Raw genomic sequence first — 18,992 nt, forward strand, 5'->3', positions numbered from 1 at the left:
CGCGTGCTTCTTCGTGATCGGGGGCAGCATCCCTGCTGCACCCATGCAGCCCGTCGACTGTTGCAATGACTGCCAGCGGTTTGACGTAGACAACGTTGTCAACGGATCGATGAGGTGCGCCATTGCATCGACCGAGGGCAAGCCGCCAGCCATCACCCATGCACGCTAATGGTGCAGACCACAGATTTCCTGCCGCGCCGCGCGCAACCGTACTGCTAGCGCAATTGCCCCTGGTCGATGCGCAACAAGCTGCGCTCCGGGGTGGCGGCAAAGCCCAGCAGCTGCAGGCCCACACCCAACACTGCGTCCTGCCCCGGATCGATGCGTGACTGCAATTGCCAACGCCCATCGCGCCACACGTGCAGCTGTGCATCGGCCTGCACGCCGGCAGGCAGCGTGGCGTCGGGCAGCAGGCTCAGCACGGCGGCGCCGTCCACGCACCGCGGCTGCCCGGACAAGCGCAACGGCGGCAGACCGGGCAGCTCGCCCGCCCCGCTCGCCAGCAGTTGCAGGCCGACCCGGCCACCTGCCTGCACGCACCCGGTGGCATCGAACAGCAGATCCACCTGCTGCAGCTGCAGCTCCACCGCCAGATCGATCAGGGCCATGCCCGCCGGCTGGCGCAGCAGCAGCTGGCCCTGCGCATCGCCGATACCGTGTTGCGCGCCGTCCACCAGCAGCACTTGCAGCTGCGGGGCCCGCAAGTGCACCTGGCGCTGTCCACGCAATAGCGGCCAGATGCGCGGCCGCACCATGACATCGCCGAAGGCGATGCCCTGCCATTGCACCTGCCGCAAGGTGCCGGCCCATACCGGCCCATCCACGTCCAGCGCCGAGAACGGCAAGCCCTCGCGTGGCAGCACCAGACGCAGGGGCAGCCATGCCAGCAGTGCAACGCCCACCATCAACAAAAAGACCAGGATCCAACGCAGGCGCGTCACGGTGCAGGCTCCGCAAACCCGCAGCGTACCCGCAGTTGGCCCTGGTCGCGCACGATGCTCAGCTGCGTCGGTGCCAGGCCATGCGCCTGGCGCAGCCGCTCCAGCCAGCCGAACAAGCTGGCGGCGCTGACCGTCTCGATCTGCACCTCCACCCCGCCCGCTGCGTTGCGCTGCTGGGCGGTGATGCCGACGCCGGCATCGTGTGCGCTGCTTGCGATGAGCTCGGCCAGTGCCGCCGTATCAGGTGCGGCCATACGCCTGCTCGCCGATGCCTGCGCAGATACGTCGAGCACCAGCTGCGCCGCAGCGGCATAGCGCGCCTGCGCCTGGGCACGCCATTGCCGCAACGGGAGGTAAAGCGCATACCAGGCGACGAACGCGGCCACGGCGGTGCACATCACGCCCAGCATCAGCCGCTCGCGCGGCGCACGCGCCTGCCACCACTGCATGCCGCGTTGCACAGGTGCAGTCATCGCGATGGCTCCAGCGCGAACGGCGTCCGCAGGCGATCGCCCTCGCCCTGGCTGCTGCCGGGCTGCAGTTGCCACCCCTCCCCGGCCAGCCGCGTGGACAGCTGTTGCAGGCTGGCGCCATCGGCATGCAGCAGGGTGCCGCGCAGCGGCTGTGTGGCGTGATAGTCGATCTGATCCAGTTCCGCCGCCGGCATGGCATCGACCGCTGCGAACAAGTCGCCGAGCTGCACGGCCAGGCGATCGGCCGCTGCACCGGTATGCCGGCGTGCCTGCAGCGCGGCCGGCACCGCCGCTGCATCGCGCACGCCCAACTGCGCGGCGGCGCGCGATTGCAGCAGGCGCGCGCCGATTTCGTAGCGCAGTGTCTGCGCCAGCAACAGCAGCAGCGGCGACAGCAGCACCAGCGCGGCCAGCGCCGCAAGACGGCGCGTAGTGACCGTGTGCGCAGCCGCCGGCCTTGCAGCGAATGCGTGCTGCAGCAGGTTGATCGGCGCGCGCGTGGCGCCTTGCGCAAGGCAGGCAATGGCGTGCGCGGTGTCGTGCGCTGGCGGCTGTGCCGGCGCGCGCTCGCCCAGCAGCATGCGCGCGGCCTGCGGCTCCAGGCTGCAGGCCAGGCCTGCGCCACGGATCAACCAGCGACCGTCCCAGTCCACCACTGCCGCCGCAGCGTCCGCGCCGGGCTCCAGCAACAGGCAATCGGGCACCACCGCATCGGGGACGACGCCCAGCTGCGTTGCGCGCGCCAACCACTGCCGCATCGTTGCGCCATCCACCGCAGCCACCAGGCGCGTGCCATCGGCCTCGCTGCGCTCGGCGATCACCACATGCAGCGCCGGCGTCTCCACAGCCAGGTGTTCGGCCAGTTGCAGGCGCGCGGCCGCGACCGACTGCGCGATGCTGCGGCCGGGCAGGCTCAGCCAGCGCAGATGCACATCCACGCCCGGTACCACCAGCACGGTGCGCCGGGACGGTTCGTACGGCGCGCTGGCCACGCGCTGCGACAGTACCTGGCCATGCGCGTCCACACGCACGGCGATCGCCTGCGCCGTGGCATCGGCAGGCAGCAACAGCAAGCTGGTACTCATTCGTCGGAACTCCATTGGCGCGCCACCAGCCGCACGCGCCCGGCAGGATCCTGCTGCAGCAAGGCGTCCAGCACGACCTGCGCGCCGGCATGGTCGACCTGGCTGTAGAGGGAGAAATAATGGGTGCGTAGTGCGATCTGTTCCAGCACTGCATTGGAAAGCTCGGCCTGGATCAGCGCAGGCTGGCTCAGGAAGGTCCTGACGTCGCGCCATCCGCCGGCCGGCCGCGCGGCGATGACGCGGCGCGCGGCCGGCAACGCCAGGGCGCCTTCGGTCAGCGCCACCAGCACCGGCGCATCCTGCAGACGCAACGTATTGATGTTGACCGGCGACAGCCGCGCCTCCGGCAGTGCGCACACATGCGGCCGCAACTGTGCGATCACCTGCGGCGTGTAGCCGGCGATGGCACGCAGCTCGCTGACGCCCGCGAGCAGGGTCGCCCCGCTGCGCAACGGCACTGCCGATTGCAGGTAGCGATCGTCTTCGGCGCCCTGCGCACCGGGCTGGCTATCGCTGTCGATCCAGTCCACCAGCGCATCGGTCAGCGCCTGCGCCTGTTGCGGTGCGATGCCCAGCACCTCCAGCAAGGCGCGGTACTGCGCTGCGCCGTCGTCGCTGCGCTGCCAGTGCTCGGGCGCACCGGCGACCACGCTGTTGAGATTGAAGCAGCCGCCGCGGTCGCGCAGCCGCACGCTCACTGCGCCGTCGTCCAGCGGGAAGGTCAGCGGCTGATCGTTCCAGCCACCCTCCAGCGTGGTACGCATCGGGTCGCGCCTGGCCAGTGCCTGCAGGCGTTGCCGGGCGATGGTTTCGGTGCCCAGCGCATACCACTGCGCCTGCGTCATCGCCTCGCCATTGCCGCTGCGGCGCAGGCCAAAGCGCAGATCGTCCAGCACTGCGACCATCAGCAACGTCATCACCGCCACCAGCAACAGCACCGTCAGCAGTGCGATGCCGCGTTGCTGCCGGCGTACGTTCAAGGCCATCATCCGCGCCCCTCCGGCAGCAGGAACAACTGGCGCACGCGGCCCCATTGCTCCAGGTCCAGCTCCAGCGAGACCGCATCCGGCAGCGCGTCGAGCCCGCCGCTCCAGCCATCGCTCCACTGCGCGCGATAATGGAACCCGACCACCGCCGCGCGCACCCCACGCAACACCACCTGCGGCGGACCGGCGATTGCACCGTCGAGTGCGGGGCGTGCACTGCGCTCCAGGCGCCCATCGACCACGCGGTATTCCACATATTGCAGCGACGCGCGCGGCGCCTGATCCGGATTGCTCCAGCCGCGTCGTACAAAACCAAACAGCGGCCCCGGCACACCGGGCGGGCTGGCGACGAACGCGGTGCGCGCAGCGCCGCCCCCGCTGTTGCGCGTGCGCCGCACTGCGGCCTGCTGCAGGTCGCTGCGCAACAGGCCATGCGCGAGCTGGAACTCGCGGACCTGCTGCAAACGCGCACGCACCGCATCGCGCTGGTCGATGCTCTGGCGCATCACCACCACCGCCGCGACCGCCACCAGCGCGAACACCGCCAGGGCGACCAGCAGCTCGATCAAGGTAAAGCCCGCGCTGCCACGGCTGCCCGCTGCGCTGCCGGGTGTGCGGATCATTCGGCGCTCCGCAGGACGCTGAGGCTGGCGATTTCCTGCGCCTGCGCTGCGGCGCGCACCTGCACCTGGATGCGCACGCTGCCGGTAGTGCCGGCCGGCAGCGACGTACGCCGCCAGTCCCAGCTGCGTCCGCCCAGCATTTCCTGCCCGTTCGCCGGCGCCACTGCTGCGGCGGTGGGCGCCAGCATTGCGTCGATCGCCTGATTCTCCGCAACCACCGCAGCCAGGGCGCGCTCTTCCAGCACCACCGCGGTGCGCGTGCTTTCGCCGGACAGGTTCAGCAGGCCAACCACGGCCATGCCGAAGATCGCCAGCGCGACCATCAGTTCGAGCAGCGAAAACCCGGCGCAGGCATCGGGCTTACCGCAGGGGCGCATCGACCCGCACCACGCCGGCGGCGTCCACCACCACCCGCAGCTGTTGCCGGCCGTCGGCCAGCGCGATGCGTTGCGGCGTGGCCGCACCGGTGGGATCGAAGCGCACGCTCACCTGCGTCCCGCCCACCGGCAACTGCGTCTGCACGCCGGCAGGCCAGCGCATCGCGGCGAACGGTTTTTCATCCAGCGGCACCCAGCGTTGCTGCGCCTGGCGGCGGAACCTGTAGCCACCCGCATCCACGGTCACCTCGACCATGCGCAGGCTCAGGATGGCTTCGTCGCGTGCATGCAGCAGGGCACTGGCCAATGCATCGGCCTGGTCGTGCAGGTCGCGCCGCGTCTCCGGCAAGGTCAGCACCACCAGGGTGCTGGCCAGTGCGGTGATCACCAGCACGGCGAGCAGTTCGAGCAGGGTGAAGCCGCGCGCCTGCGCCCGCGACGCACATGCCCGTGCTTGCCTTGCGATGGCGGTTTGCGCGAGCACTGCTGCGACTCAGCGCCAGTTGCCGACATCGGCATTGTCGGCGTCGCCGCCTTCGGCACCATCGGCACCGAACGAGTAGACGTCGAAGCCACCACTGCGGCCCGGGCGACGATATTGGTATGCGTGGCCCCACGGATCTTCCGGCAGGCGGCGGATGTAGCCGCCCTGGCGATAGCGCTCGGGCCGGGTCAATCCGCTCGGCGCATTGAGCAAGGCCTGCAGGCCCTGTTCGGTGCTCGGGTAGCTAAGGTTGTCCAGGCGATAGGTCTCCAGCGCCTGCTCCAGCACCGCTACGTCGGCACGCGCCTTCTCGACCATGGCGCGGTCCTGGCTGGGCATCACGTTGATCATCACCACCGTGGCCAGCAGGCCGATGATGACGATGACCACCATCAACTCGACCAGGGTGAAGCCGCGCATTCGCGCTTGCGAGGACAGCGAGCAAGAACGTTGGCGGTGACGGATGGACTGCATGAGGATCTCCAGGGATAAGCGTCCGCGCTCAACCAAGCGCGAGGGTGTTGAATTGCAGGATGGGCAGCAGGATCGACAGCACGATCACCGCCACCACCCCGCCGAGCAGCACGATGATGGCCGGCTCCAGCAGGCTCATCGCCGCGGTGGTGAACGACGCGAACTCGCGCTCCAGATAATCGGCGGCGCGCTCCAGCATCGGCGCCAGGCGCCCGCTGTTTTCGCCGCTGGAGGCCATGTACAGCAGCGTCGGTGGAAACACGCCGGCGCGCTTCATCGCCGCGGCCAGGCTGCCGCCCTCGCGGATCGCCGTGACCATGGTGTCGGTGGCCAGCCGCAAGGCGCGGTTGTCGACGGTGCGCGCGGCGATCATCAGGCCTTCCATCAACGGCAGCCCGCTGTTGACCATGATCGCCAGCGTGCGCGCCATGCGTGCAGCATGCAGGTCGCGAATCAGCCTGCCGAGCAAGGGCGCACGCAACACCGCGCGGTCGGCCACCAGGCGCAGCTGCGGGCGCCTGAGCAGGCGCAGCGCTGCGACCACTGCAATGACCAGTGCAACCAACAGCGGAATGCCAGCATGCAGCAGGAAGTTCGACACGCCGATCACCGCGCGCGTCAGCCATGGCAACGCGCGGCCCATCGAATCGAACTGGTCCACCACCTTGGGCACCACGAAGGTCATCAGCACGATGACCACCGCACCGGCAGTCAGGGCCAACGCCGCCGGATACACCAACGCAGACTGCAGCTTGCTGCGCACCTGCGCCTGCCGCTCCAGCAGGTCGGCCAGGCGCTCCAGCACCTGCGGCAGCGCCCCGGCACTCTCGCCCGCGGCCACCATCGCGCGGTACAGCGGCGGAAACGCAGTGCCCTGGCGCGCCATCGCATCGGACAGGCGGAAGCCCTCGACCACCAGCCCGTGCGTCTGGCCGGTGACACGGCGCACGCCGCGCCGCTCGGATTGCGTGCCGATGGTGCGCAGCGCTTCTTCCAGCGGCGCGGTTTCCACCAGCGTGGCGAGTTGACGGGTGAACAGCACCAGATCCTTGCCACTGAAACGCGCCGGACGCACGCTGCTGGCCGCCACCGCCGCCTCCACGCGTACCGGCACCCACTGCCGCTGCTCCAGTTGCGCACGCGCAGCCTGTACCGTGTCCGCGCTGATCACGCCCTGACGGCTGTGCCCATGCAGGTCGAGCACGGTGTAGTCAAACCGCGGCATGCGCATCGTCCTGCTGGCGGGTGACCCGCAGCGCTTCTTCCAGCGTGGTGAGGCCTTGCAGCACAGCGGCGCGCGCGGCATCGCCCAGGCGCGCTGCGCGTGCGAAGGCCGCTGCCGCCAGGGCATCCTCGTCGGCGTTGTCGCCGATCAGGCGGCGCATCGCATCGTCCACCGCGATGGCTTCGTAAATGCCCACGCGCCCGGCATAACCGCTGTGGTGGCAGGCCGCGCAGCCCACGGCGGCGTAGATGCTTGCATCGTCGGGCGCCTGCAACATCTGCCGCGTGCTGGCATCCAGCAGGCGCGGTGCGCGGCACTGCGTGCACAGGCGACGGACCAGGCGCTGCGCCAGAATCAGCCGCAGGCTCGACGCGAGCAGGAACGGTTCGATGCCCATGTCGCGCAGCCGCGTGACTGCGCCCACCGCATCGTTGGTGTGCACGGTGGACAGCACCAGGTGGCCGGTGAGGCTGGCCTGCACGGCGATCTGCGCGGTCTCGGCGTCGCGGATTTCGCCGATCATGACCACGTCCGGATCCTGGCGCAGGATGGCGCGCAAGCCGGCCGCGAAGGTCATGCCGACACGTGCGTTGACCTGGGTCTGGCCGACGCCGTCGATGGCGTATTCCACCGGGTCCTCCACCGTGAGGATGTTGCGCGAGCCATCGTTGAGCAGGCTCAGCGCCGCATACAGGGTGGTGGTCTTGCCCGAGCCGGTCGGCCCGGTCACCAGCACGATGCCGTTGGGCACCTGCAGGGCGCGCTGCACGGTGTGCATCACCGCCGGTGGCATGCCCAACTGGGCCAGCGACAAGGTGCCCTGCTCCTTGTCCAGGATGCGCAGCACCACCCGCTCGCTGCTGCGCGTCGGCAGCGTGGACACGCGCACGTCCAGTGCCTTGGCGCCCATCACCAGCGACACGCGGCCATCCTGCGGGATGCGTTTTTCGGCGATATCCAGCCGCGCCATCACCTTGACCCGCGACACCAGCAACGGCGCGATGCGTCCGGGCAAGGTGGCCGCCTCGCGCATCACCCCATCCACGCGCAGGCGTACGCGCAGCCGCGATTCGTAGGATTCCAGATGTACGTCCGAGGCGCCCAGGCGCGCGGCCTCGGCGATGATGCCGTTGATCAGGCGGATGATCGGCGCATCGTCCTGGCTGTCGAGCAGATCGGCGGTAGGGATGTCGTCGATCAACGAATCCAGGCTGCCGTGCAGGTCCAGCGCCTCGACCTGCACGCCCTGCTCCATGCCGGCATCGGCGTAGATCTCCGACACATGCCGGTCGAACACCGACGGCGCCAGCGTGCGCACCTGCAACGGCATGCCCAGCGCACGCCGCAGCTCGATCAGCGCCTGCACGTCGCCGCCTTCGCGCAGGCCGATCTGCGCGGCGCTGTCGCTGCCCAGCAGCACCACGCCGTGGCGCTTGGCAAACGCGTAGGAAATGCTGGCGCGCGCGGTGTTCATGGCATCAGCGCTGCGCGGGACGCGCGCCGGCCGCAGGCGTTGTTGCCGGTGCGGGCACGGCCGACGATGGCGCGGCCGGCAGCTGCGGCGGCTGCGCGCGCAGGTAGTCGCGCACCAACGCATCGAGCGCGGCTTCCGGGTCGCCATCGGCCAACTGGCGATCGCGCAGATAGGTGTAGCGCGGCGCGGTCATGCGCTGCGCATCGGCCGCGTCGCGGATGATGGTCGGGCGGATGAACACCATCAGATTGGTCTTGTCGCGATTGCGCGACTTGTGCCGGAACAGCGCTCCCAGCCCAGGTACATCGCCCAGCAGCGGCACCTTCTCCACGGTCTGCCGGTCGTTCTGGTCGAGCAGGCCGCCGAGCGCGACGATGGCGCCGTTTTCCACCACCACGCGGGTTTCGATCTGGCGCTTGTTGAACACCAGCTCCGACGACTGCGCGCTGACCGGCCCGGCAATCGCCGAGACTTCCTGCTTGATCGCCAGGGTGATGCCGCCGGCGGTATTGATCTGCGGGCGCACTTCCAGCTCCACGCCCACGTCCTGGCGCTGGATGGTGCGGAACGGGTTGTCGTTGGCCGCGCCCAGCACTTCGCCGGTGGTGATCGGCACTTCCTGGCCGACCAGGATGCGCGCCTGCTCGTTGTCCAGGGTCATGATCGACGGGGTCGACAACAGGTTGGAGCCGGTGTCGCTCTTGACCGCATCGATGATCATGCCGAACACCGCATCGTTGCTTTGCCCGGCCAGCCCGATCAGGCCGCCGCTCAGGCCCAGCAGCGATTGCGCGGCCACATTGCGCGCCTGTTCCAGCACCGAATCGTCGTCGCCGTTGTTGCTGCGCGTGCCGGCCGCTGCCGCGGCCAATGGCACGATGCCCGGCGAGGCGCCGCTGTACTGCGTGGCAATCAACGGCACCGTGCCATTGCGCCCGGCCAGCAGCAGCTGCACACCCAGGCGCTTGGCGGCGGTGTCGGAGATCTCCACCACGATCGCTTCGACCAGCACCTGCTCGCGATGTACGTCCAGCTGACGGATCACATCCATCAGGGCACGCTGGGTTTCCGGGTCGGCATTGATGATCAAGGCGTTGGAGCCGGGGTAGCGCACGATCACCGGGCGCTTGCCGGCAGCCGGTGTGATCACCTGCGTCTGCGCAGCGCCTGCAGCGGCGGCGGCCACATCCACCGCGTTGGAGCGCGCGTCCTGCCCGGGCTGTGCCTCGTTGCCCGGGGTCTGCCCGACCAGCTGCTGCAACACCGGCAACAACTGCTCGGCGCTGGCATGCTGCAGCCGCACCACGCTGACATCACCGCGACGTTCGGCGCGCCCGTCCAGATCCACCGCGGTGCGCACCACCCGCTGCACCAGCGCCGGGTCGCCGCGCACGATCAGCGAATTGCTGCTTTCCACCGGCAGCACCGACAGCACGTTGCTGCGCTCGCCCGCCTGCCCGAACAGCGAGGTCAGCGTGCGCGCCAGTTCCTGCGCCGAGCTATTGCGCAAGCTCACCGTGTCGATCGCTGCGTGGTCGGTGTCGATCTGCGCGACCAGGCCGCGCACGCGGCGCAGGTTGTCGGCGTAGTCGGCAATCAACAGGCTGTTGCCCTGCGGCATCGCCATGATCACGCCGCCGCGCCCGATCAAGGGCTTGAGGATCTCCGCGGCGCTGCGCGCATCCACGCGTTGCAGGGCGAACACCTGCGTGGCAAATCCCAGGTTGCCGTTGGCGGCGCTGGCCGGCTGCTGTGCAGCGGTATCGTCGGGAATGATGCGGTAGGTCGACGGCCCGCTGGACACCGCGATCAAGCCATTGGCGCGCAAGACCGCCAGCAGCATGCCGAGCAGATCCTGTTCCGACATCGCCTGCGCACGCGCCACGTTGACCGTGCCCTGCACGCGCGTGTCCACGATGAAGGTGATGCCGGTGGCGCGCGACACATCCTGGATGAAGGCGCGCAGGTCCACATCTTGTAAACGCACGGCAGGTGCATCGGCGGCCTGCAGCGACAGCATCGGCACCACCGGCAGGGCGAGCAACAACGTGGCCGAAAGCAGCCATACTGGGCGGGCGGCAGTCATTGCGGGCGCTTCAAGGTCATGGTGTGGGTCTGGCCGTCGCGGCGGTAGGTCAGCGTGGCCGCCTGGCCATCGCGCAGTTCGTCCTGCAGCTCGCGCAGGTGTTCGGCATCGAGCGTGCGGCCATTGAGTTGGGTGAGCACATCGCCCGGCGCCAGGCCGGCCTGGCGCAGCAGCGCACCATCGCCGCGCGGCATCACGGTGAAGCCGCTGCCGTCTTCGCTTGCACGCAGACCGGCGGTGGTGAGCAGTTGTTGCGGGTCGACGGCCGCCGCCGTGGCCGTGCCGGCCGCGGTGCCGACATTCGAGGTCACCGCAGGTGCGCCGCCCACTGCTGCGGGCGCGGCCGTTGCCGTTGCCGGTGCCGGCGATGTGGCCGCCGCAGACGCGGTGGATTCCACCAAGGCCAGACGTCGCACGCCGCTACCGGTACGCAGCAGCACGTGATCGCTCGCGATCGCCTGCACCGTCACGCCAGCCACCACGCCATCGCCGATGCGATACGCCCCCTGCCTGCCGTCGCCGCTGCTCAGGAACGCGGCTGCTTGCGCGCCACCCGCGCGTACCCCATGCAACACGATGCCGTCGCTGCTGGCCTCCGCAACGCTGCGATAGAACACGTCGCGGCGCAGTGCCGGCAGCTGCGCCTGTGCAGGCGTGGCGACCTGGGCGGTGCCCAACGGCCCGATCGGGGCGATCACCAACCACATCACGCGCGCGCACTGCAACGCGAGCAAGGCCAGCAGCACGCAGGCCAGTGCGCTGCGGCCGCGCGCCGACATCAGGGGTTTCAAGGAGGGCAAAGCGCGCTGCAAAGCGGACATCCGTCTCAGGATTGCGGTCTGGTGACAGAATGCGGCAGCAATGTGTCAGTTCGAAGAAAGTGATGACACAGGCCGACACACGGCGACACGGACCCAGATGCAAACGCCCGCCATGCGAGGCAGGGCGGGCGTGTGCGATACCGGCAGCGGGCGTCGGATCAGAAGCGCGCTGTCACACTCAGGTCATACGTCACGCCGGGCTGGTACTCGTACAGGTCCACCCGATTGCTGCCCAGGCTCTGATATTCCTGGTACTTGGTCTTGAGCAGGTTGCGTGCGGCGAAGTTCAACGACAGCGTATTGCCCGACCATACCAGGCCCTTCTTGATCACCAGATCCAGCGAGGTGCCGGGTTTGTCGATGTAATCCGGTTGCCCCGGTCGACCACGCGCGGACACCCGCTCGCCGACATAGTTGGCGATCAAGGTGGCCTGGCTGTGGGTGCTCTCGCTTTCCACACCGATCTGCAGGTTGGCGATGTCATCGGATTGCCCCTGCAAGGCCGAGCCATCGCGGATGAACAAGGTCGCCTGCACCGGTGCGGTGAAGCCGAAGGGCTGCACGGTGTCGCCATCGCTGGCACTCACCTCCGACTTGGTGCGCGTGTAGTTGCCGGACACGAACACCCGCTTGTCGCCCCACCAGTCGGCCGCGATCGGCAGGTCCAGATATTTCTTGGCCTCCAGCTCGATGCCGTACAAGGTGGCCTCGGGCGCATTGATGAAGCTCTGCACGATGCCGCCGCCGGGCGCATCGTTGACGATGGCTTCGATCGGCTTGTCGATGCTCTTGTAGAACGCGCCGACGGTGACATACTCGCCCGGCTCGAAGAACCACTCGTAGCGCCCATCCAGGTTGACCAGCTCGCTATCGACCAGGAACGGATTGCCGAAGAACTGGCGGTCGATGTCCGGGTCCAGGTACTGCTGCGGCGCCATCTCGCGGAACTGCGGGCGCGCGATGGTCTTGGATGCACCAAAGCGTAGCTGCTGGTTCTCGGCAAAGTTCCAGGTCACCGTGGCCGATGGCAGCGCGTAGCTGTTCTCCAGCGGTGCCACGCTGTCCTGGCGCACGCCAGTGAAGATGTCGTACGGATGCACCGCCTGGGTGGCGTCTTCGTAACGCACACCGACGGTGGCGCGCAGGGTCGGCACGATCTCACCCTCGGCCTGCAGATACGCCGCCTTGACCTTCAGGGTCGCATCGTACGCGGCCGCACCGAAGCTGCCGGTGGTCTCGCGCAGGCGCAGCAGATCGTTGCTGAGGTTGTAATCGGAGATCAGGTAATCCACGCGCTGGTACTGGTTGTAGAACGGCAGCGGGCCGTCCAGCGCCAGGAAGCGGAACTCCCGGCTCCACGCGCTGCGGTCGTTGTCCAGATAGGCCAGACCGCCCTTGACGGTGAAGTCGTGCTCGATCGGCAAACGCCAGGTCACATCCACCCCACCGCTGGCCACCTTGTCGTCGACCTTGCTGAAGCGGGTGTAGTTCTGCACGCGCGAGGCATCGTGCGCCCAGTAGCCATCCAGCAACTCGTAGCGAATGCCGGTTTCGTAGGGCACATCGCGGCTGGCATTGGCCACCGCTGCGCGCCATTCGATCTTGAGATCGTCGTACTCGCCGAACGCGTGCGTGCCGCGCAGCTGGTTGTTGATCAGCTGGCGCTCGTACCACTCGGTGTTGTCGTCGCGCACATCGAAACCGGCCAGCTCATCGCGGCCGGCACGGCTGCGCGCCACCTTCAAGGTGTCGTGCACGTACAGGGTGGTCCAGCCGATGCTGTGGCGGCCGTATTCCCAGCCCAGGCCCAGCATGCCGTTGCTGCGCACGTTGTTGCGGGTGGTGGCGAAGTCGTAGTTGGAATTGAACTCGACCGTATCGCCGACAAAGATGCCGTCCTGCTGCTTGCCGGTGCGCGTGCGCCACTCGTTGTCGTAACTGGCCACCGCGATGATGCCCAGCCTGGCCTCGCCCACGTCCATGCTGTAACCGGCACTGCCGCCGACATTGACGTCCGGGGCGATGCTGTCCTTTTCCTGCAGCAGATACAGGTTGGCATCGTTCAAACTGCGGCCGATACGGCGGATGTCCTCGCGCGAGAAGCTGCCCAGATCCACGCGCCGGCCGCTCTGGATCGCATCGCGCAACGCGGCAGGCTGCTTGCGGGTGCCATCATCAAAGCCCCATTCGTCATCGCCGGAGCCGTAATAGGTCAGGCCTTTTTCGCCGGTGCTGACGCTGTTGACGCCGCCACCCACGGTCAGCGACAGGAACGGTTTGTCCGGCACCGCCATCGATTGCAGGTCGATCACGCCACCGCCAAATTCGCCCGGATAATCGGCCGAATAGGTTTTTTGCACGGTCACGCTGGCCAGCACGTCGCTGGGAAACAGGTCCAGCGGCACCACGCGCTGCATCGGCTCGGGGCTGGGCAGCGGCGAACCGTTGAACAATGCCGACGAATAGCGCTCGCCCAGGCCGCGCACATACACGTACTTGCCGCGCGACAGGCTCAGCCCGGTGACACGCGTCAGCGCCACCGCCGCGCTGCTGTCGCCGGTGCGCTCCATGTCCTCACGGGTGACGAACGATGCCACCTCCGAGGTCTGCAGCATCGGTTCGGGAATGTACTCGCCGCGCACCACGACCTGGTCGAGTTGCTTGGGCGCACTGGTGGCGGTGCTGCTACTGCCGCTGGCAGAGCCGGCATCGGTGGTGGTCGACTGCGCCAGCGCAGCGCCGGAAAACAGGAAGGTGGAAATGGAAAGAGACAGGCCCGTCCGCGAGAGACGGGCGACAGCGGAGGTTCGCATCGTGGGAGCCCTGGCAACTGAAGAATGAAGCTGGACGCATCGCAAGGCAGCCGCGTTGGCTGCCTTGCGATGCTGTGCCTCAGCAGGGACGATCGGCGGTCAGGCCGCAGGTCCAGCCCTGCCACCAGGTGTCGTTGGCATCGCGCACGCCACCGATGTAGTTCACCTGCTGGAAGAAGCTGCTCACCCCGTTCAAGCCCTGGAAGGCCGGCACGGCGCTTTCGTTGGCGCCATTGACGAAGGTGTTCTGCAACGTGGACACGCCGTTGGCGACGTTGTTGGTGCCGGCCGCGAACTGGGTGGCCGCACGCGCGTCGCTGCCGAAGGCCGTCGGGCAGGCGAAGAACACCGAGTTGAAGGTCCCGAGCGTGTCGGCATCGGCCAGGTTGAAGCACACCAGGCCATCACCGCTGCCACCGGCCGGACGCGTGACGACGGAGTTGTAGAACGCGGCCTGCGTGCCCTGGTTGAGCATGATCGCCGCACCGGCGCGCGCATTGCCCACGTAGGTGAAGTTGGCCACCTTCGGGCGCGAATATGGCTGACGGCGCAGGCTGCTCCACTCGTTCATGCGGTCGCCGCCACCGGCGCGCTGCACCACGATGCCGAACTGCAGTGCGCCGTTCCAGCCGGCGTCGGTATCCAGCGAATCGTCGTCGGCGCCGGTGATCACGATGTGGCTGCCGTTGACGCTGCCACCGAACCATTCGATACCGTCGTCGGAGCTATTGTGGATCTGCACATGATCCAGGCGCGTGCCGCTGCCCACGCCGGCCAGGGTGATGCCCTGCAGCTCGTTGTTGGGCGAAATTTCGAAGCCCGAATACATCACCCGCAGGTAGCGCATGGAGCCGCTGTTGTCGGTGGCGCTGTTGCCGCCGTAGAACGCATTGGTACCTTACACCTGCGCCTGGCATTCCGGCGTACCGGAGACCGTGGTGCCCGGGCAGTTGTTGATGGCCGCACGGCCCAGCACCACGATGCCGCCCCACAAGCCGATGGTGTTGGCGCTGACCTGGCCCTCCAGCGCCTGGCGCGCGGTGAACACGATCGGGGCGGTGGCGCTGCCTTCGGCAAAGATCTGCGAACCGCGGTTGACCACGATGTAGTCGCTACCCGCCGAACCGAACAGGGTCACGCCCGGCTCGATGGTCAGGATGCCCTGCGTGCTGCCGGCAGCCGGTGCGATGGCGTTGCCGCCGCGGTCGGTGCCCACGTTGACGCGTCCGCTGATCGAATACGCCGTGCCCGCACGTGCCGGCACCACCAGGTTGCCGTTGATGGTGTCCGGCAGCTGGCAGGCGCGCAGCGTGTTGTTGGCGATGGTGCCGACGTTGGAGAAACCGGTCGGGCAATCGGCGGCCGGGCCGGTCGGTGCCGGAGCGGGCGTGGGTGCAGGCGTGGGCGCCGGGGTCGGTGCGGGAGCCGGCGTCGGTGCCGGCGGAAATGCGCCCTCGCCGGGCGAGGCGACACGATCGGCACCACCACCGCAGGCCGACAACGCCAGCGCGGTACCAAAGGTCATGAGAAGTGTCTTGCTGCTGTTGCGAACGGACATGCGGCTGATCTCCAGGTCAAGAAAGGTCCGGTATGAAGAGGAGTCGTCAAGAATTGGTTGCGTTCCGCTCACTGCAGTGGCGAGCACGTTCAAGATCCCCGTCACTTTTATAGGGGCTGTCTGTTTCATTTGTCTTACGACGACACAATTGACACATGCCTGCCACACATTGACATGCACTGTAGGAGGATGACTCCGCCTCCTATCCCCGCTGCCCTGGGCGACTGGATCATTGCGCAGGCAATGGCCGGCCAGCCGCCCGAACAAGCGCTACAGCCGCTCCTGGATCAGGGCTGGAACGAACAGGACGCCATCGACGCAGTCGAGGCCCTGCTGCGCGACCACATCCAGCAGCACGCGCAGACGCATGGCCTGCCGGTGCCGGTGCGCGTGCCGGCAGTGCTGCAGGACAACGATGCCTCGTTGCTGGACCTGGGCGATCGCCAGGTGCGCGTGCTGGTCAGCCTGTTGCTGCCGCGCGTGGTGGTGCTGGGCGATTTTTTGTCCGATGCCGAATGCGAGGCATTGATCGCACTGGCGCAGCCACGCCTGGCGCGTTCGCGCACGGTGGACAACGACAACGGCGCGCAGATCGTGCATGCCGCACGCACCAGCCACAGCATGTGCCTGCAGCTGGGGCAGGATGCGCTGTGCCAACGCATCGAAGCACGCATCGCCCGCCTGCTCGACTGGCCCGTGGACCACGGCGAGGGACTGCAGGTGTTGCGCTATGCCACCGGCGCCGAGTATCAGCCGCACTACGATTACTTCGACCCCGCGGCCGCCGGCACGCCGGTGTTGCTGCAGGCGGGCGGCCAACGCGTCGCATCGCTGGTGATGTATCTCAACACGCCCGAACGCGGCGGCGCCACGCGCTTTCCCGATGCGCACCTGGACGTCGCTGCGGTGAAGGGCAATGCGGTGTTCTTCAGCTACGACCGCCCGCATCCAATGACACGCAGCCTGCATGCCGGCGCACCGGTCCTGGCCGGCGAAAAGTGGGTCGCAACCAAGTGGCTACGCGAACGCGCGGTGCGCATGCCCGGCTGAGAGCGAAGATTGAAAGCTACGCAGTCGCAGGTGGACGAGCATCGCGCACGGCTCTCAACCTTGCACACCGACCATCTCCACCGGCCCCTGCAGCAAAGCTGCAGACCACTCGCTCCGCACAACAGATCTACCCGCGCGACCCGAACATGCGCCTGTCCATCCGCAACATCACCGAGCGCAGTGGCGTCCACACCAGGCACAGGCCGGCGAGGATGCCCAAGGTATCGGCCAGCGCATCGTAGGGATCCGCGCTGCGGTTGGTGGTCAATGCGCCTTGCGCGATCTCGATGCCGATCCCCAGCAGCACCAATCCGAATGCCGCAAGCAACAGCGCGCGGCGGGTGGCAAACAGCTGCACCGCCCCCCAGCACAACAGCGCGAAGGTCAAGAAGTGCTCGGCCTTGTCGCTGTTGGACGGCAGTTCCGGAAACTCTGGCGGCGGCCCCATGCATACCGCAATCACCACCAAGATTGCGGTGATCCACAAGCCTACCCATAACCGTGGCCGCTGGAATGGGCGCAGCGCCGCACTCACAACCGCCATGTGAGATCGCCCGCCAGAAATGCCGGCGCAAAATCGACGTCGCGCGCAAAACCCATCACCTGGAAGCGCTCGCCCATTTCGCTGGGCAAGGTCAGCCGCTTGATCTGCTCACGCAGCCGCATGCGCCCGACTTCGTCGGTGCGCGTGTCGGCCTGCGCCAGCAACGCATCCAGGCCGTTGCCGAGCAGAAAGCTCGCTTGCGTGCAGTAGCCGGCCAGTTCGAAACCGGCTCCGGTGCCGGCTTCGGCCAACGCAGTGAAGTCCACCGACGCAGTCAGATCCTGCAGGCCCGGCCAGCGATACAAATCCTCATGCATGCGATGGCGATAGAACGCGCGCAGGGTGCCGTCTTCGCGCTGCGCACGATAGAACTCGCCACGCGGGTAACCGTAGTCGACGAACAACATCGCGCCGCGCTTCAGACCGCCGGCCACTGCCTGGATCCAGTAGGGCAACTGCGGCAGCAGTTCGGAGCGATAACCATCGGCGAAGGGCTGCTCCAGATAACGTTCCAGATGCCGCACCGCCGCGCCCAGCAAGGCATCGGCCGGCTGCTCGCCGCGCGCGAATTGCTGCTGCGCATCCAGCACCACGGTTTCTTCATACACCTCGCCATCGCGCAGCGTGAAGCGCGGCGTGGGCAATGCGTCGATCACTTCGTTGGCGAACAGCACCCCGTCCCAATCGTCCGGGAACGGCCCGTCCAGCCACTCCACCAGATCGAAGACCGGCGGGATCAGGCTGCGTCCCAGCCGCTCGCGCTGACGCTCGCGCAGGTCGGCGCTGGGCTCCAGGATCGCGTAACGCTCCGGCAGCGCATCCAGCTCAAGCAGACGCTTGAGCGTGACTTCGGCGAACGCACCGCTGCCGCCGCCCACCTCCAGCACCCGCGCCTGCGGCCCGAGCTGCTGCAGCACCGGTGCCAGCGCACCGGACACGGTGGCCGCGAACAACGGCCCCAGCTCCGGTGCGGTGACGAAATCGCCCGCCTCGCCGAACTTGCTGGAGCCGGCGCTGTAATAGCCCAGCCCCGGCGCATACAACGCCAGCTCCATGAAACGCGAGAACGCAATCGCACCACCGGCGGCGGCGATCTCGGCGCGCAGATGCGCGGCCAGCCGGTCGCTATGCGCCAGGGCGTCCGGATCGGGAGTAGGAAGGTCGGCGTGCATGCGGGCACCGGTTGCGGGGACAATGCACAGGATAGCCGAGCCCCTTGCAACGCCGAGCGAGTACGCCATGACAGACAGTTCCAAGGTGGTGTTGATCACCGGTGCAGGCCGCCGGATTGGCGCGCAGATCGCCACCACGCTGCATGCGGCCGGCTACCGCGTTGCCCTGCATGCGCACCGCTCCGGCGAGGCGCTCGGCGCGCGCGTAGCGGAGCTCTGTGCCCTGCGCGCCGGCAGCGCGCAGGCCTTGCACGCCGATCTGCGCCTGCCGGAGGCGCCGGCGCAGCTGGTCGCCGACTGCATCGCTGCGTTCGGCCGCCTGGATGGCGTGGTCAACAATGCCTCCGCGTTCTACCCCACCGCGCTTGGCGCAGCGACAGCCGCGCAATGGGACGAGTTGTTCGCAGTCAATGCACGCGCGCCGTTCTTCATCGCCCAGGCTGCCGCCGCGCAGCTGCGCCATCATCGCGGTGCCATCGTCAACATCACCGACCTGCACGCGCAGCTGCCGATGCGCAATCACCCGCTGTACGGCGCGTCCAAGAGTGCGCTGGAAATGCTGACCCGCTCGCTCGCGCTGGAACTGGCACCGGAGGTGCGCGTCAACGCGGTCGCGCCCGGCGCGATCCTGTGGCCGGAGGAAGGCAAATCCGCAGCGTCCAGGCAGGCGCTGCTCGCACGCACGCCATTGGAACGCATCGGCACGCCCGAGGAAATCGCCGAGGCGGTGCGCTGGCTGCTGGACGACGCCGGCTTCGTCACCGGCCACACCCTGCATGTGGACGGCGGCCGCCAGCTCAGTTGAG

Annotated in this window: 17 protein-coding genes and 1 pseudogene; 2 read left to right on the forward strand and 16 right to left on the reverse strand. The window is 68.0% G+C overall.

Annotation, left to right across the window (positions count from 1 at the left end; genetic code table 11):
• Positions 1-215: 215 nt before the first annotated feature.
• The 14 genes and pseudogenes from gspN to XarbCFBP7408_RS11990 form a co-directional block, all read right to left on the reverse strand.
• Entirely contained in the window at positions 216-905 is a 690-nt protein-coding gene (gspN, locus tag XarbCFBP7408_RS11925) for a type II secretion system protein N (RefSeq protein ID WP_429001383.1), read from the reverse strand.
• A 32-nt stretch (positions 906-937) separates the two neighbouring features.
• Positions 938-1,414 carry a type II secretion system protein GspM gene (gspM, locus tag XarbCFBP7408_RS11930; RefSeq protein ID WP_104563135.1) on the reverse strand — a complete coding sequence of 159 codons (477 nt, stop codon included), beginning with the start codon at positions 1,412-1,414 and terminating at the stop codon, positions 938-940.
• Positions 1,411-2,499, reverse strand: a complete 1,089-nt coding sequence (gene gspL / locus XarbCFBP7408_RS11935; RefSeq protein WP_104563136.1) for a type II secretion system protein GspL — start codon at positions 2,497-2,499, stop codon at positions 1,411-1,413. The genes gspM and gspL overlap by 4 nt, the downstream gene beginning before the upstream one ends.
• Positions 2,496-3,485 (reverse strand): type II secretion system minor pseudopilin GspK, encoded by a 990-nt coding sequence (gene gspK / locus XarbCFBP7408_RS11940; RefSeq protein ID WP_104563137.1) that lies wholly within the window; start codon positions 3,483-3,485, stop codon positions 2,496-2,498. Before gspK ends, gspL begins: the two co-directional genes overlap by 4 nt.
• Complete coding sequence (gspJ, locus tag XarbCFBP7408_RS11945; RefSeq protein WP_104563138.1) at positions 3,485-4,108, reverse strand: type II secretion system minor pseudopilin GspJ; 624 nt, start codon at positions 4,106-4,108, stop codon at positions 3,485-3,487. Before gspJ ends, gspK begins: the two co-directional genes overlap by 1 nt.
• Positions 4,105-4,485, reverse strand: coding sequence for a type II secretion system minor pseudopilin GspI (gene gspI, locus XarbCFBP7408_RS11950; RefSeq protein WP_104563139.1), 381 nt, complete (start codon positions 4,483-4,485; stop codon positions 4,105-4,107). Before gspI ends, gspJ begins: the two co-directional genes overlap by 4 nt.
• Entirely contained in the window at positions 4,469-4,951 is a 483-nt protein-coding gene (locus XarbCFBP7408_RS11955; protein ID WP_104563175.1) for a GspH/FimT family pseudopilin, read from the reverse strand. The genes gspI and XarbCFBP7408_RS11955 overlap by 17 nt, the downstream gene beginning before the upstream one ends.
• Positions 4,952-4,978: 27 nt before the next feature.
• Entirely contained in the window at positions 4,979-5,443 is a 465-nt protein-coding gene (gene gspG / locus XarbCFBP7408_RS11960; RefSeq protein ID WP_104563140.1) for a type II secretion system major pseudopilin GspG, read from the reverse strand.
• 28 nt (positions 5,444-5,471) lie between these two features.
• Positions 5,472-6,668, reverse strand: coding sequence for a type II secretion system inner membrane protein GspF (gene gspF / locus XarbCFBP7408_RS11965; protein ID WP_104563176.1), 1,197 nt, complete (start codon positions 6,666-6,668; stop codon positions 5,472-5,474).
• Entirely contained in the window at positions 6,655-8,142 is a 1,488-nt protein-coding gene (gene gspE, locus XarbCFBP7408_RS11970) for a type II secretion system ATPase GspE (protein WP_104563141.1), read from the reverse strand. The genes gspF and gspE overlap by 14 nt, the downstream gene beginning before the upstream one ends.
• Positions 8,143-8,146: 4 nt before the next feature.
• Positions 8,147-10,228, reverse strand: coding sequence for a type II secretion system secretin GspD (gene gspD / locus XarbCFBP7408_RS11975; protein WP_104563142.1), 2,082 nt, complete (start codon positions 10,226-10,228; stop codon positions 8,147-8,149).
• Positions 10,225-11,049, reverse strand: coding sequence for a type II secretion system protein N (locus tag XarbCFBP7408_RS11980; protein ID WP_104563143.1), 825 nt, complete (start codon positions 11,047-11,049; stop codon positions 10,225-10,227). Before XarbCFBP7408_RS11980 ends, gspD begins: the two co-directional genes overlap by 4 nt.
• A gap of 158 nt (positions 11,050-11,207) precedes the next feature.
• The gene (locus XarbCFBP7408_RS11985; protein ID WP_104563144.1) at positions 11,208-13,862 is read right to left on the reverse strand and encodes a TonB-dependent receptor domain-containing protein; all 2,655 of its coding nucleotides are present in this window, start codon (positions 13,860-13,862) and stop codon (positions 11,208-11,210) included.
• A 79-nt stretch (positions 13,863-13,941) separates the two neighbouring features.
• Positions 13,942-15,420: pseudogene (locus tag XarbCFBP7408_RS11990) on the reverse strand (hypothetical protein).
• Positions 15,421-15,609: 189 nt separating this feature from the next.
• Here XarbCFBP7408_RS11990 and XarbCFBP7408_RS11995 point away from each other — a divergent pair.
• A complete protein-coding gene (locus XarbCFBP7408_RS11995) occupies positions 15,610-16,470 on the forward strand; it encodes a 2OG-Fe(II) oxygenase (RefSeq protein ID WP_104563145.1) in 861 nt (286 codons plus the stop codon).
• Positions 16,471-16,597: 127 nt separating this feature from the next.
• Here the strand turns inward: XarbCFBP7408_RS11995 and XarbCFBP7408_RS12000 are convergent, their stop codons facing one another.
• Together XarbCFBP7408_RS12000 and XarbCFBP7408_RS12005 are read right to left on the reverse strand one after the other, a co-directional pair.
• A complete protein-coding gene (locus tag XarbCFBP7408_RS12000; RefSeq protein WP_104563146.1) occupies positions 16,598-17,014 on the reverse strand; it encodes a VanZ family protein in 417 nt (138 codons plus the stop codon).
• Positions 17,002-18,255 (reverse strand): class I SAM-dependent methyltransferase, encoded by a 1,254-nt coding sequence (locus XarbCFBP7408_RS12005; RefSeq protein WP_181106478.1) that lies wholly within the window; start codon positions 18,253-18,255, stop codon positions 17,002-17,004. Before XarbCFBP7408_RS12005 ends, XarbCFBP7408_RS12000 begins: the two co-directional genes overlap by 13 nt.
• On the opposite strand from XarbCFBP7408_RS12005, the gene XarbCFBP7408_RS12010 reads away from it, so the two are divergent.
• Complete coding sequence (locus XarbCFBP7408_RS12010) at positions 18,254-18,991, forward strand: pteridine reductase (RefSeq protein WP_104563148.1); 738 nt, start codon at positions 18,254-18,256, stop codon at positions 18,989-18,991. The genes XarbCFBP7408_RS12005 and XarbCFBP7408_RS12010 overlap by 2 nt on opposite strands.
• The last annotated feature ends 1 nt before the right edge of the window (position 18,992 follow it).

Origin of the sequence: Xanthomonas arboricola pv. guizotiae, assembly GCF_002940205.1 — a bacterium.
Taxonomy (GTDB): domain Bacteria; phylum Pseudomonadota; class Gammaproteobacteria; order Xanthomonadales; family Xanthomonadaceae; genus Xanthomonas; species Xanthomonas arboricola_C.